The following is a 15,085-nucleotide window of genomic DNA, read 5'->3' as shown; positions in this document are numbered from 1 at the left end:
ATTATCAGTGGATGATATCATTGTAAGTCAACGTGTCTTTGGATTTATGCGCATGAAACGCTGCATTGTCGGTGTTCGGCAACTGGATCGCCCGCCCCAGCAGGGCAGCGAGGTTCCCAGCATCTGGTTCCCATCCTTGGCGTCGCTGGCCGCCGTGCTATCGGATGACAACCGCCGTCTGCTGCACCTGATCCACAACAAGCAGCCTAAGTCTTTGACGGAGCTGGCTGAGCTCAGCGGCCGCAAGGTGCCAAACCTGTCTCGCACTCTGAAGACGATGGCCGATTACGGACTGGTTTCACTGCAACGCAATGTTCGCGATGTTCAGCCGACTGCGTTAGCAACCGAATTTCTGGTTGTGTTGGATTGAGTGTCATGGACGAAGAGGATGACGTCGCTACACAGCTACAAGATCGCGCGTCGAACACCGAACGACAGGCAGGAACAATGGGGAAAGGCCGCATGGAAGGAACTACATACTATGAATAAGCAGACGCTCAGCGAACGCGACATCTGCACCAAGTTCATCACGCCAGCACTAGAAAAGGCCGGATGGGACGTCCTGACCCAGGTGCGCGAAGAGTTCCTGCTGACCAAGGGGCGCATCATCGTGCGCGGCAAATTGCACACACGTGGTCAGCACAAGCGCGCCGACTATGTGCTATTCCACAAGCCCAACCTGCCCATTGCCGTCATCGAAGCCAAGGACAACAAGCATGCCATCGGCTCGGGCATGCAACAGGCCCTCGGCTATGCCGAAATGCTGCAAGTGCCTTTCGTATTCAGCAGCAATGGAGATGGCTTCCTGTTCCATAACAAGATCGCCAAGGACGGTATGATCGAGCGCGAACTAAGCCTGGACGAATTCCCCAGTGCCAATACGCTGTGGCAATGGTGGGCAGAGCATCAGGGGCTAAGCACGCAGCAACAGGCCCTGGTAGCCCAAGACTACTACAGCGATGGCAGCAACAAGACGCCCCGTTACTACCAATTGCTTGCCATCAACAAGACGATCGAGGCGATTGCCAAAGAGCAGAAGCGCATTCTGCTGGTGATGGCCACGGGCACAGGCAAGACCTATACCGCCTTCCAGATCATCTGGCGGTTGTGGAAGTCGCGTGCCAAGAAACGCATCCTGTTCCTGGCTGACCGCAACATCCTGGTCGATCAGACCATGACCAACGACTTCAAGCCGTTTGGCGCAGCGATGACCAAGATCCAGAAGCGGCAGGCCAACAAGTCGTATGAGATCTATCTGTCGCTTTACCAGGCCGTCACCGGTAACGAAGAAGAACGGAACATCTACAAGCAGTTCAGCCCGGAATTCTTCGATCTGATCGTGATCGACGAATGCCACCGGGGCAGCGCCGCTGAAGATTCAGCCTGGCGCGAGATCCTGACGTATTTCCACTCCGCCACACAGATCGGCCTGACCGCAACGCCCAAGGAAACCAAAGACGTATCCAACATCGACTACTTCGGCGAGCCCATCTACACCTACTCGCTACGCCAAGGCATCGACGATGGCTTTCTCGCGCCCTACAAGGTGGTGCGCATTGACCTGGACAAAGACCTGACCGGCTGGCGTCCCGACAAGGGCATGCTCGATAAGCACGGTAACGAGATCGAAGACCGTATCTACAACCAGCGTGATTTTGACAAGACGCTGGTGCTGGAACAGCGCACGCAAGTGGTGGCGCGCAAGATCAGCGAATACCTGAAAGCCAGCAACCGCTTCGACAAGACCATCGTCTTCTGCGACAACATCGACCATGCCGAACGCATGCGCCAGGCGCTGGTCAACGAAAACGCCGACCTAGTGGCGCAGAACCACCGCTATGTCGTGCGCATCACCGGCGATAACGAAGAAGGCAAGATGGAGTTAGATAACTTCATCTTCCCGGAAAGCAAGTATCCCGTCATCGCGACAACTTCTAAGCTGATGACCACGGGCGTCGATGCCCAGACCTGCAAGCTCATCGTGCTGGATCAGCGCATCCAGTCCATGACCGAATTCAAGCAGATCATCGGGCGCGGAACGCGCATCAACGAGGACTTCGACAAGTACTGGTTCACCATCCTCGACTTCAAGAAAGCGACCGAACTGTTCGCCGATCCGGCTTTCGACGGCGACCCCGTGCAGATCTATGAGCCAGGCCCAGGAGAGCCACCGCTTCCTCCAGATGAAGAAGATGGGGGGGCGTCGTCTGACGATGAATTCACCTATCCCACGCCGGACGAAAACCCCACGTCCCCCGGCGGCGTAGCCGAACCCCTGCCAGGTGAGGAAGGCAGCAACGTGCGCCGTTACGTTGTCGCCGACGTCGAGGTTAAGGTGGTGGCCGAGCGGGTGCAGTACTTCGACGCCAACGGCAAACTGATCACCGAGTCCCTGAAGGACTACACCCGGAACACCCTGGCCAAGGAGTTCGCGTCGCTCGACGATTTCCTGCGCCATTGGAGCAAGGCCGAGAAGAAGCAGGCCATCATCGATGAGCTGGCTCATCAAGGCATCTTCTTCGAGGCTCTGGCCGACGAGGTGGACAAGCAGTCTGGCAAGGATTTCGACCCCTTCGATCTGCTATGCCATGTGGCCTGGGATCAACCCCCGCTCACACGTAAGGAGCGGGCCGAACAGGTCAAGAAGCGCCATTACTTCGCCAAGTACGGCGAGCAGGCGCAGAAGGTGCTCGAAGCCCTGCTCGACAAGTATGCCGACGAAGGCGTGGCCGCCATTGAGGAAACGCAGATCCTCGCCATCGCCCCCTTCAACCGCCTGGGCACACCGATCGAACTGGTACGTGCCTTTGGCGGCAAGACCCAATACCAACAGGCCGTGGGCGAGCTCGAGCGTGAGCTCTACCGCGCCTGACCGGAACTAGACGCAGGAAGTATTCATGTCACTTGCAACTCTCATCAAAGCCATCCAGGACATCATGCGCAAGGATGTCGGCGTCGATGGCGACGCCCAGCGCATCAGCCAGATTTGCTGGCTGTTGTTCCTGAAGATCTTCGACGACAAGGAACAGGAGTGGGAACTCACCCAGTCCAGCTACCGTTCGCCGCTGCAAAGCCGCTTTCGCTGGAGCAACTGGGCCAAGGATGCGGAAGGCATGACCGGCGAAGAGCTGATCGACTTCGTCAACAATGACCTCTTTCCCTCCTTGAAACAGCTTGCCACCAAGGCGGGCGTGTCCGCGCAAGGCCGGGTGATCGGCTCGGTGTTCGAGGATGCCTACAACTACATGAAGTCCGGCACGCTGCTGCGCCAGGTGATCAACACCATCGAAGAGGACGTGGATTTCAACTCGTCCAGCGACCGGCACCTGTTCAACGATATCTACGAGAAAATCCTCGCCGACCTGCAGTCGGCCGGCAACGCCGGCGAGTACTACACCCCGCGTGCGGTCACGCAGTTCATGGTCGATATCCTCGACCCGAAACTCGGCGAGAGCATCCTCGACCCGGCCTGCGGCACGGGCGGCTTCCTGACCTGCGCCATCGAGCACCTCAGAAAGCAGGTCAAGACGCCAGATGACAACCGGCTGCTGCAAGAAAATATCCACGGCGTCGAGAAGAAGCCCCTGCCGCACATGCTGGCCATGACCAACATGATGCTGCACGGCATCGACGTGCCTACCCGCATCCGCCACGACAACACGCTCTCTCGCCCCTTCAAGGACTACGGCCCACGCGACCGGGTGGACATCATCATCACCAACCCACCGTTCGGTGGCATGGAAGAGGATGGCATCGAGAAGAACTTCCTCGCCAAGCACCAGACCCGCGAGACCGCCGACCTGTTCATGGCGTTGATCATGCACCTGCTTAAGCACGACACAGGCCGCGCCGCCGTGGTGCTGCCGGATGGTTTCCTGTTCGGCGAGGGAGTGAAAACCACGCTCAAGCGCGAACTGCTGGAAGAGTTCAACCTGCACACCATCGTGCGCCTGCCCAAAGGCGTGTTCGCCCCCTACACCAGCATCGCCACCAACATCCTGTTCTTCGAGAAGGGTGGCCCCACCAAGGACGTATGGTTCTTCGAGCATCCCTACCCGGCAGGCTACAAGAGCTATTCCCGTTCCAAGCCGCTGACCATCGATGAATTCGACCGCGAGAAAGCCTGGTGGGGCGGCCCGCAACGCAAGGGGCGCGAGACCACCGAGCATGCCTGGAAGGTCTCGGCCAAGGATCTGGCTGCTCGCAACTACAACCTGGACGGCAAGAACCCGCACGAGGTGGCTGTCGAACTCGGTGACCCGGACGAACTGATGGCCGAATACCAGGACATCACCCGCCAGTTGCAGGCTGCCCAGCAAGCGCTGAAAACCGAACTGCTGGCCGCGCTCAAGGCCACCAGCCGGGAGGCGGAATGAGCGACAAGCCCGTGTCTCTCGTTACGGCCCCGGAAGGCTACGCCAACTGGTTGGGCGAACTGAAGAACCGCATCCACAGTGCCCAGCAGCGGGCCGCGCTAGCCGTTAACCGCGAGCTGGTACAGCTCTACTGGCAGATCGGCCGTGACATCCTGCAACGACAGGCCGAGCAGGGCTGGGGAGCCAAGGTCATCGAGCGGCTGGCGCACGACCTCAGAGCAGCCTTTCCCGAAATGAAGGGCTTTTCCCGCGCCAACCTGATGTACATGCGCTCCTTCGCCGGCGCCTGGCCGGACGCGGCAATTGTCCAACAGGCTGTTGGACAATTGCCCTGGGGCCACAACCTGGTGCTGCTGGCCAAGCTGAAGCAGCCAGAACAACGCCTGGCCTATGCCCAGCGCGCCGTGGAACACGGCTGGTCGCGCGCCACGCTGGAAATCCATATCGAATCCCGCTTGCTGGAGCGCGAAGGCCAGGCGATCACCAACTTCGCCGACCGTCTCCCTGCGCCGGGAACCGATCTGGCTCGGCAAGCCCTCAAGGATCCCTACCTGTTCGACTTCCTGGATGTCGGCCAGGAAGCCAACGAGCGGGAAATCGAGTCAGCGCTGGTCAAGCACATCACCCAGTTCTTGCTGGAACTGGGTGCGGGCTTCGCCTTTGTCGGCCGCCAGGTTCATCTGGAAGTGGGCGGCGACGACTTCTACATCGACCTGCTGTTCTACCACCTCAAGCTGCGCTGCTACGTGGTCATCGAGCTGAAAGCCGAGAAGTTCAAACCGGAGCACCTCGGCCAGTTGAGCTTCTACCTCACCGCCGTGGATATGCAGGTCAAGGCTGAACAGGACAACCCCACCATCGGCCTGTTGCTGTGCAAGAGCAAGAACATCGTGGTGGCCGAATACGCATTGCGCGACAAGACCCAGCCCATCGGCGTGGCGGAATACCAATTGATCGAATCCCTGCCTGAAGAACTACAAACCAGCCTGCCCAGCATCGAACAGATCGAACGAGAACTGGGGGGCGAGCATGAATAAGCACACCGCCGAACTGCTGGAAAAGCACTTCGACACTGCCTTTGCTGCACCCGATGGCATCAAGAAACTGCGCGAGCTGATCCTGACGCTAGCCATGCAAGGCAAGCTGGTACCGCAAGATCTGGACGAGCAGCCTGCAAGCGAACTGCTGAAAGAAATCGAGGTCGAGAAACAGCGGCTGATGAAGGAAGGCAAGATCAAGAAGCCCAAGTCTTTGCCGCAGATAACGAAAGAAGAACAGGCTTATTCGCTGCCGCAGGGGTGGGAGTGGGTCAGATTGGGAAACATCGGCCTTATCAACCCTCGTAACAATGCTGATGATGACATGTCGGCGGGATTTGTGCCCATGCCGCTTATTCAGGAGGGCTATTCGGTATTTCACTCCTTTGAGGAGCGTCCGTGGGGAGAGATAAAAAAAGGCTATACGCACTTCGCGGATGGCGATGTCGGGATGGCCAAAATTACCCCATGCTTTGAGAATGCGAAGTCTTGTGTATTTTCCAATCTCCCCAGTGGAATCGGTGCCGGAACAACCGAGCTCCATATATTTCGCAACGCCTTTCACGCAGTTGACCCGCGTTACCTTCTCTTTTTCTTGAAGAACCCAAAGTTCATTTCCGCAACAGCGGCAAGAATGACAGGTTCGGCGGGTCAGAAGCGTGTGCCAACGCCTTTGTTTGCGGAATTGGAATTTCCTTTGCCTCCTATCTCCGAACAGTACCGCATCGTCGCTAAAATTGACGAATTGATGGCTCGCAGTAATGAAGTGGAAAGGCTGCGCACTGCGCAGAAGGAAACATGCCTGACCGTTCATGCCGCAGCCATCAAGCAACTGCTGAACATCGCCGAACCCGACCAACACCAGTACGCCCAGGCTTTCCTCGCCGAACACTTCGGCGAGCTCTACACCGTCAAGGAAAACGTTGCCGAACTGCGCAAGGCCATCCTGCAACTGGCGGTGATGGGCAAACTCGTCCCGCAAAACCCGGACGATCAGCCCGCCAGCGAACTATTGAGGAAAATAAATACTGTAAAGAGAACGCTAGAAGAAAAAGAAGGACTACGCACCTCAGCGGCACCGTTTGTTAGTCAGTCAGAAGAGCTCTACGGAAAGCCTGAAGGATGGTCCTATTGCAGGCTTGGCAATATCGGGAAATTTATCGACTATCGAGGGAAAACACCGACGAAGGTCGAGGCCGGAGTTCCTCTAATAACAGCTAAGAATGTGCGATTCGGCTACATAAATCGAGAGCCAAAAGAATACGTCACTCCCGAAGAATATATTCGATGGATGACCAGAGGATTTCCGAGAGTTGGAGACATACTGTTTACAACAGAAGCTCCGCTCGGAAATGTCGCAATAATTGACATTGAAGAAAAATTTGCACTTGCCCAGCGAGTAATTTGCCTCCAGCTTCACATGCCAGGGATTGCCACATGGCTTAAAAACTTCATGATGTCGGATTCGTTTCAAGAAAGGCTTCTGTTGGAAGCAACAGGTATGACTGCGACCGGGATTAAGGCGTCGAAGCTTAAGGAAATGCCTGTTCCGATTCCCCCGTTAGAAGAGCAATATCGCATCGTCGCCAAAGTGGACCAAGTAATGGCATTGTGCGATTCACTAGATCATCAGATTGATGCCGCCACCACCAAGCAAGCCGAACTGCTGGGCGCAGTGATAGCGCAGGTGTAGGGAAATGCTATGCGTCTGACATCGCTCACTATCAGCCAATACAAAAACCTCCTGGATTTTTCCCTGAGCTTCGACAGCAGCAGCTTTATTGACGTCTTCGTTGGCAAGAACGGCAGCGGCAAGTCGAATCTTTTCGAGGCACTGGTTGAAATCTTCCGCCACATCTACGAGTTCGATAGGGAGAACGGCGACATCAGTTTCGACTACTCCATCAAATACGAAATCGACAGCAAAGAAACTGAAATCGCTTGGAGGGCAGGTAAGCTCAGCATCAACGGCAAGGAGCGCGCCACTATCGGCAGGACGCCATTGCCAGACAATGTGCTGATCTACTATTCTGGTCACAACATCACCGTGGCCGATCTGGTGCATCGGTACGAGGGTGGCTTCCGTAAGCGCATTAAAGGCGCAAATCTCGATGAAAGTCGCCGCTTTATCGGCGTTGGCCAGGAGTACAAGGCACTTCTGCTATCCGTTTTGCTGACACAACCAGCGAATAACCGGGCGCGGCATTTTGTTTCCCAGAAGCTGGGAATAGAAAGTATTGGCACTGACTTGGAGCTGGTGTTGCAGCGGCCATCATTTGCCGCTGGCGCACTCAAGGCACTTGGCGCGGACAGCATCGAGAACTTTGATCCTCGTACCCACTATTGGGGTGCGGACGGCATCACGCGTGACTTTCTGGAGAAATTGGTCACCTGTGTCAAGGGTGAGTTTAATCATGGCGACGTGTTTGATGCAGACAAAGACAGCTATCAGATACCCGTCAACATCGAGCTGTTTCAACAGCGCTTTGCCGATGAGTCGATGTCTGACATCTTCCGCCAATTCGATAATTTAAAGACACTGGGCATGCTGGCGGATATCTCGATCCCGCTCACGCTGACCAGCGGATTGAACGCCACTATTACTCATTTCAGCGACGGCCAGTTTCAGTCTATCTACATCTATTCGATCGTTGAGTTATTCAAAGACCGCAATTGCCTGATCCTACTGGATGAGCCGGATGCTTTTCTTCACCCAGAATGGCAGTTTGATTTTCTGCGGCAAGTTTTCGATATCACGGATGCAGCAGCAAAAACCAGCCATGTCTTGATGAGCAGTCACAGTGCTGTAACGCTCATTCCTCACGACAAGAAAAAGATCAAATTTTTCGACGTCAAGGACAGTCAGACGAACTGCTATGACTTGCCGAAAGCAATTGCAATCAAAAAACTGAGCGCAGATTTAATCAAGTATTCCGAGCAAGAGCAGCTGCTAAGTATCATCAATGCGATTCAGATAGAACGAAAGCCTGTGCTATTTACCGAGGGTAGCACTGATCCGATCATCCTCAAGGAAGCTTGGTACAAGCTATACGAAGAGGAGATGCCCTTCATTCCTTTCTATGCGTTCAGCTGCACATACATCAACCAACTGCTAACCGATAACCGTATTCACGGCGAAATGGGTGGCTTGCCAATATTTGCGCTATTTGACTTCGACAAGGCCTATAACCAATGGAATGGTTTGGATGGCGAGGTGCTGATAACTGATCCAACACAAGGTTTGATCAAAAAGTGGAAAAATGGTGAATCCTACGCACTCATGCTACCCGTTCCGCCACATGTAGATATTCAGAGGCAGGTCATCAAAAACGCGGCAACAGGTGAGACCTTTGGTGGTGAATCGTGTTGCGAGATCGAGCATCTTTTCTATGGACATGATATTGCTTCGGATTATTACCACCAAGAGCCGTGCCCTGGAGGTAGCAAAGTGGCATTCAAGTCGGACAAAGATAAGACCATTTTTGCAAAAACGGTCGTGCCGCAGTTGCCTGTAGCATTTTTTGAGCCACTTAGACCCGTCTTCGATTTCGTCGCCAGAAAATGTCGAGCATAAGAGAGCTGGCATTGCCAATCTAAGCTATCCAGGAGGGAATGGTGCCATGATACTGACGGACAACGAAACCAAAGTCGATCTGCTCAATAACGAGGCTATTGCCTCGACGATCATTGAGTTGCTTCGCGCCAGACCTGACCACCCAGTAACGATTGGCGTTCATGGTGATTGGGGCGCAGGCAAATCCAGTGTTCTCGAAATGATCGAGTCCGGGCTGGACGGAAAGGATGATGTGCTATGCCTCAAATTCAACGGTTGGCGGTTCCAGGGCTTCGAGGATGCCAAAATCGCCCTGATCGAAGGCATCGTGACCGCGCTGATCGAGAAGCGCCCTGCGCTGACGAAGGCCGCAGGTGCGGTAAAGAACGTGTTTCGCCGCATCGATTGGTTGAAGGTCGCCAAACGAGCCGGTGGTTTGGCTGTCACCGCTTTCACTGGGATTCCAACACCTGATCAGGTGCAGTCCATTGTCGGCTCTCTTGAAGCCGTATTGGCTGACCCTGCCAAGCTCGCCACGAAAGAGAATCTCTCGGCAGCAGTGGAGGAAGTGAAAGGGATACTGAAGCCGAGCGAAGCAACGAATGTCCCCGAGGAGGTAGAGGCATTTCGCAAAGCCTTCGACAAACTGCTCGAAGAGGCTGGCGTCAAGCAGCTTATCGTATTGATCGACGACCTTGATCGCTGCTTGCCGGATACCGCCATCGAGACACTTGAGGCGATTCGGTTGTTCGTCTTCACCGCGCGTACTGCTTTTGTGGTGGCGGCTGATGAGGCCATGATCGAGTATGCGGTGCGCAAGCATTTTCCCGATCTGCCAGATAGTACCGGCCCGAGAGACTATGCACGCAACTACTTGGAAAAGCTTATCCAGGTGCCGTTCCGCATTCCGGCGCTAGGTGAAGCCGAAACGCGAATTTACGTGACCTTGCTGCTGGCAGGGGTCGAATTCGACGAGACGGATGCAGGATATGCAAGGCTCATCCAAGCTGCACGCGAGAAACTCAAACGCCCTTGGATGAGTGGTGGCCTGGACGCGGCAACCTTCAGGGCCGCACTGGGCGAGCAGGCTGAAAAAGCCAATAACGCACTTGTATTGAGCGACCAGATTGGCCCTATTCTGGCCAGTGGAACGAAAGGAAACCCAAGGCAGATCAAGCGCTTCCTCAATACCCTGTTGCTACGCGAGCGCACGGCAACGGCCAGAGGCTTCGGTGAAGACATCCAACTGCCGACGCTCGCAAAGCTCATGCTCGCAGAACGCTTCCTCCCGAAGCTGTTCGAGCAGATTGCCTATGTGGCTGCAGTTCATCCGCAAGGGCAGTGCGAAGCTCTTCGGCTCTTGGAAGAGAACCTGAATACCGCTTTGCCCAGCGATTCGCCTGATGATGAAGACAAGAAGCAGGCGAAAGAATCATCACCGGCATCAGAAACCGTCATGCTCACAGAATGGAAGGCATCGGATGTGGTGTGCGACTGGGCTCGGCTGACACCTGCGCTCGCAGGTGTCGACTTGAGACCCTATCTCTTCGTCGCCAAGGATAAGAAGGACTACTTCGGACCGGTTTCCGTCTTGGGACATTTGGCGGGCGTGGTGGATAAGCTGTTCGGCGGCAAGATGACCGTACAAGGCTATGAGGCAGAGTTGAAGCAATTGGCTCAGCCTGAAGCTGACAAGGTATTTGAGGCCGTGCGCAGTCGAATCACGAGTACCGGCGCTTTTGATACCAAGCCGGACGGCATTGACGGGCTTATCGTGCTCGTGAAGGCTCAACCGAGCCTGCAAGGACCTTTGCTGGATTTTCTGGAAGCACTGCCTCGAGAAAAATGCGGAGCCTGGGTAGTTGGGGGCTGGCAAGGAGTCGTCAAGGATACAGAGTGCAGTGCTCGTTTGCTCAAGCTATTGGGTGAATGGAGCAAGGTGACGAAGAATCCTTTCTTGAAGGCCGCAGCAGAGAATGCACTGAAACCACCGAAGGGAGTCCGATAATGGGGACGTCAACAGCATATGGTGGCCCGGGTGGAGACACTCCATTGGTTCCTTCGTGGTTGGGGGACCCACCAGCATCACCGCCAGCGAATCCCGATGGAGCCCCAGACGGAACGCCACCACCTGATGCAGCCAACCCACCCTCGCCTCCGGAAAAGCCCCCAATACCAAAGGTTGCGGATCCGCAGCGTTTTTCAGGCGCACGCAACAACCTTACGAGATTCGCAGGATCTGGCGGTAGTGATCGAACCAATCTTGGCCGAGCCATCTCGCGGTATGTCTCCACATCCTCTGGCGGCGCTCGCCAAGCAGCACAACGGATGGGCGCATCACGCAGTGCCGGCGCAAGACTGCTTGGATTCCTTACCGATGCGAATGCGCGAGGGATGCGTGAAGCGCTGCGTGAGTTCAATCTCGACTCCATGGCGGGACGCCCCGTCTCAGAAGTGTTCATTGCGCTGGCCGATCACATCTGTCCGGGAGCGGGTACCGTCGATGAAGGCATTGCGCGCGAAGCGTATATCGAAACAATCATCGATCTGGCGAACGAAGGATTGGCCAATCTGACGGCCTTCACGCCGGAGCAGATGGATACGGTTTTTGAGTTGTACGCCACCCATGCGATCGAGGCGCGTATTTGCAATGACATTGGCACGAAGGTGGTCACGATGCCATCGGATGCACAGGCCGCACATCGAGTTGAAAAGCAATTGAGGGACTTCATACGTGGAGGCGTGAGCGATGCTTTGGCGCGGGCGCGGGAGCACTCGCCAAATCTTTCTCATGATCGTATTCAGTCATTCGTAGACAGCGTTTACGAGTCCGCATTTGCCATTCTGCAGTCTCTGGGAGAAGTGGAGGCCGACCAATGAAGCGACAACTGTTGGCTGGCCGCTTCGGCCCAGATGACCAATTGGATATTCCTGTAGGCAGGGATGAACAGCGCACCTATCTTCAGCTCGTGGCTGGAGAGAAATCGCTGGATTATGGCATTGCTGGCGCGTTGAGCAGTCTGAAAAAGCTTGGCGTTACGCCATCTGAAATCGGTGTGGATTTGCTGGTGTTGGCAGCCCATGTACATGCCGCAGATACCCGTATTTCTCGTGCCGAACAGTCTCAAGACTCTTGGACACGAGAGATCCGCCTGGTCGTACCGGTCAGCGATGCGCCTCAATGGATGGCCGCTGCACCCATACTGGAAAGCCTGCTGAATTTCTTAACGGGAGATCGGTGGGAACTAGGCTTCAGGGTTCGCCCTTCTCGATTTAAATCAGTTGTCGAGCCAGCAGCCCCCAGCCTGATTGCCCATCCCTTCGACACTCTAAGTCTATTCTCAGGTGGTCTGGATAGTCTGATTGGCGCAATAGACCTGCTGCATAGCGGGAAGACTCCTTTGCTGATCAGCCATTCAGGAGATGGTGCAGCCAGTGATGCCCAGAACAAACTATTCTCAGGCTTGAAAGCACACTATAAGCAGTCGTCGTTTGAACGGCTGCGTGTGGGGATGGCCTTTAAGCAGGAATTGATAAAAGGCGTTGGCCCAGAAGACAGCACGCGGGGAAGATCCTTTCTCTTCTTCGCAATCGGGGTCTTTGCCGGAACCGGGTTGGGACGAAGCTTCACCCTACGCGTACCAGAAAATGGATTGATTGCCTTAAATGTACCGTTGGATCCGTTACGCCTCGGATCCAACAGCACACGGACGACTCATCCTTACTACATGGCACGCTGGAATGACTTGCTAAGCGCGCTTGGCATAGACGGAAAAGTGTGGAATCCGTTCTGGGACAAGACGAAAGGAGAAATGGCGTCCGGCTGTCTTAATCCCGGCTTGCTGAAGCAATTGGCCGAGGACTCGTTATCTTGTTCATCACCCACCAAAGGTCGCTGGCAAGGCTTGGGTATTGAGCATTGCGGCTACTGCCTACCCTGTCTCATCCGGCGTGCAGCGTTGGAAGCCGCATGGGGGGCAGGGAACGATGGCACTCGGTATACGGTTTCCGATCTGCACGCACAGATTCTGGATACTCGCAAAGCTGAAGGCGTTCAGATCAGGTCGTTCCAATATGCAATTGAGCGACTCAAGAAGCAGCCCCAGCTTGCAGCCCTGTTGATCCATAAACCTGGTTCTCTCGCCGATGAGACTGCACATCTCGATCAGCTCGCCGATGTCTATAAACGTGGGCTTGCGGAGGTCGGAAAGTTAGTCGCGGGCGTGAAAACCAAACCGAGTTGATGTGGAGAGATGTGAGCGTGACGGCAGGATTGGTGGACTTCCATTGCCATCTGGATCTTTATCCAGACCATGAAACGGCTGTCCGTGAGGCCGACGAGGCTGGCGTTTTCACACTTGCGGTAACTACAACCCCAAGGGCATGGCCTCGCAATCATGAGTTGGCACAACGCACGAAACATGTACGCGCGGCACTAGGGCTGCATCCTCAACTGGTGGCAGAGCGTGAGGCAGAAATCGCGCTGTGGGATGACTACCTATCCGAAACCCGCTATGTGGGCGAGGTTGGCCTGGATGCTGGGCCGCGTTATTACAAGTCAATGGAGGCCCAACAGCGCGTTTTTCAGCATGTCCTCCGACGCTGTGCGGGAGCAGGCGACAAGATCATTACGGTTCACAGCGTGAGAGCTGTAAGAGCCGTTCTGGAGCATGTCGAAGCGTTCCTGCCTCGCAACAGGGGTAAAGTAGTCATGCACTGGTTCACCGGTACGAAAAGCGAAGCTAGGCGAGCCATGGAGTTAGGATGCTACTTTTCCATCAACGCAGCTATGCTGGCCAGTGAGCGGCATCTGACCATGGTTCAGGCGATTCCGTTGGATAGGCTACTGACAGAGACAGACGGGCCATTCACTCGAACAGAGGACAGGCCATCCAAGCCGTCCGATGTAGCGTCGGTCGTGGAGGAACTTGGCCGGCTACATCGGCTACCTGCAGCGCAGGTTGCTAAGATCGTTCGCGACAACCTGCGGAATCTTGTCAGCTGAAACGCTGTTCTCAAAATCCCAGGTAAATCGACGTTACCGCCATGCGCTCGTGCCCAAGCTCACGGCTAATCTGCTGCCGGGCTTGCTGATCCAGCAGGCGTTGGGACGAATCCAATTGCACCGTACTGAGGCCACCCGTCGCCGACGCCTGCCACCCCGTCAACACCTCATACCGCATCTGAGCATACCGATGCCGCAGGCCGTGCATATTGCTCAACCCTGCCGCCTTGCACTGCCCGTCGTAAACATGCCGCTGCTGGATGTAAGTCTTGTGCGACGGAATCAATGATCCTAAGCCTGCCAGGCGATGGGCCTTATCCAGTATCGCACGCTGTTCCGGCGTCGAGATTGGCACCGTCCGATCACGCCCGCCCTTTGCCCATGATCCCTTGATGGCGATATAGTCGCCATGGTCCGCATAGCGGGGCTGGAACTTGATGGACTCTTCCCGCCGCAAGCCGAAGGCAGCCTGCAAACGCAGACTCATGCGGACATGAGGATCAGTGATCCTGTCCAACCTATCACCCAGTTCCTTGGCCTTGTTTTCATTGGTCACATAACGCCGTTCAGGAATGCCCAGCTTGGTGTTGTCTGCCGGCAAGATGCCTGCCTTGCCAACCTTCTCGGCCCACCAGCGCAGATGCGCCATACGGTTCTTCAACGTACCGGCGGACAGGCCTTCGGCTTGCCAGCGTTGCAGCAGGGCTTCGACATGCTTGCCCTTGAGCGAGTTGGCGCGCATTTGGCGGAAGCCCGCCTCGCGCAGTTGGCGAGCGGCCAGGCTCAGCGAGCGCTGCCTGTCAGCCTGGGTGGCGTGGCTACCGTCACGGTTGCGCTGGCAAAGCTGCCGCAGGGTGTAGGTCAAGTCGTCCATCTTCCGGCCTCCAAGCAAAGCGCCGTACTGCGTTGTCCTGAAACTCAATGGTTAGTGTTGGTGCCAGCTCGCCAAGGCGAGATCCCGTGAGGGCAAGGGCATGGTGTTCGGGATGTGCATAAGCAGCTTTCGTGATGCCGAAAGCGTGGGGATTTGAGCAAGAACGGTGATGGACGCTGGAGGGGTTCCCTCAGGGAGCGTGCATGCACGCGCCTGAGGGAAGATGTCGCCTTTATTGTG

General features: G+C 55.7%; 11 protein-coding genes. 10 read left to right on the top strand and 1 reads right to left on the bottom strand.

All coding sequences use genetic code 11. The annotated features are described in order from the left end of the window. Positions 1–52 precede the first annotated feature (52 nt). From F7R19_RS30035 to qatD, 10 genes are all read left to right on the top strand, one after another. Positions 53–370: an HVO_A0114 family putative DNA-binding protein gene (locus F7R19_RS30035; protein ID WP_086069430.1), complete on the top strand. Its 318-nt coding sequence runs from the start codon at positions 53–55 to the stop codon at positions 368–370. Between the two features lie 111 nt (positions 371–481). Then, entirely contained in the window at positions 482–2,872 is a 2,391-nt protein-coding gene (hsdR, locus tag F7R19_RS26690; RefSeq protein WP_086069421.1) for an EcoAI/FtnUII family type I restriction enzme subunit R, read from the top strand. A 25-nt stretch (positions 2,873–2,897) separates the two neighbouring features. Continuing rightward, on the top strand, positions 2,898–4,376 hold the full coding sequence (locus tag F7R19_RS26685; RefSeq protein WP_086069422.1) for a type I restriction-modification system subunit M: 1,479 nt from the start codon (positions 2,898–2,900) through the stop codon (positions 4,374–4,376). After that, positions 4,373–5,413, top strand: coding sequence for a PDDEXK nuclease domain-containing protein (locus tag F7R19_RS26680; protein WP_086069423.1), 1,041 nt, complete (start codon positions 4,373–4,375; stop codon positions 5,411–5,413). Before F7R19_RS26685 ends, F7R19_RS26680 begins: the two co-directional genes overlap by 4 nt. Next, positions 5,406–7,106, top strand: coding sequence for a restriction endonuclease subunit S (locus tag F7R19_RS26675; RefSeq protein ID WP_086069424.1), 1,701 nt, complete (start codon positions 5,406–5,408; stop codon positions 7,104–7,106). Before F7R19_RS26680 ends, F7R19_RS26675 begins: the two co-directional genes overlap by 8 nt. A gap of 9 nt (positions 7,107–7,115) precedes the next feature. Further along, entirely contained in the window at positions 7,116–8,987 is a 1,872-nt protein-coding gene (locus F7R19_RS26670) for an AAA family ATPase (RefSeq protein WP_086069425.1), read from the top strand. A 46-nt stretch (positions 8,988–9,033) separates the two neighbouring features. After that, complete coding sequence (gene qatA / locus F7R19_RS26665; protein WP_086069426.1) at positions 9,034–10,974, top strand: Qat anti-phage system ATPase QatA; 1,941 nt, start codon at positions 9,034–9,036, stop codon at positions 10,972–10,974. Continuing rightward, on the top strand, positions 10,896–11,846 hold the full coding sequence (qatB, locus tag F7R19_RS30585; protein ID WP_322790270.1) for a Qat anti-phage system associated protein QatB: 951 nt from the start codon (positions 10,896–10,898) through the stop codon (positions 11,844–11,846). The genes qatA and qatB overlap by 79 nt, the downstream gene beginning before the upstream one ends. Further along, the gene (gene qatC / locus F7R19_RS26655) at positions 11,843–13,210 is read left to right on the top strand and encodes a Qat anti-phage system QueC-like protein QatC (RefSeq protein ID WP_086069428.1); all 1,368 of its coding nucleotides are present in this window, start codon (positions 11,843–11,845) and stop codon (positions 13,208–13,210) included. Before qatB ends, qatC begins: the two co-directional genes overlap by 4 nt. A gap of 11 nt (positions 13,211–13,221) precedes the next feature. Beyond that, entirely contained in the window at positions 13,222–13,971 is a 750-nt protein-coding gene (gene qatD / locus F7R19_RS26650; protein ID WP_086069431.1) for a Qat anti-phage system TatD family nuclease QatD, read from the top strand. Between the two features lie 10 nt (positions 13,972–13,981). On the opposite strand, the gene F7R19_RS26645 is transcribed toward qatD, so the two are convergent. Beyond that, positions 13,982–14,845: a phage integrase N-terminal domain-containing protein gene (locus F7R19_RS26645; RefSeq protein ID WP_086069429.1), complete on the bottom strand. Its 864-nt coding sequence runs from the start codon at positions 14,843–14,845 to the stop codon at positions 13,982–13,984. Positions 14,846–15,085 lie beyond the last annotated feature (240 nt).

The sequence above is a fragment of the Cupriavidus pauculus genome (genome assembly GCF_008801835.1).
Lineage (GTDB): Bacteria > Pseudomonadota > Gammaproteobacteria > Burkholderiales > Burkholderiaceae > Cupriavidus > Cupriavidus pauculus.
The sequence above is the reverse complement of the archived record's forward strand: the minus strand, read 5'-3'. Positions and strand labels throughout refer to the sequence as shown.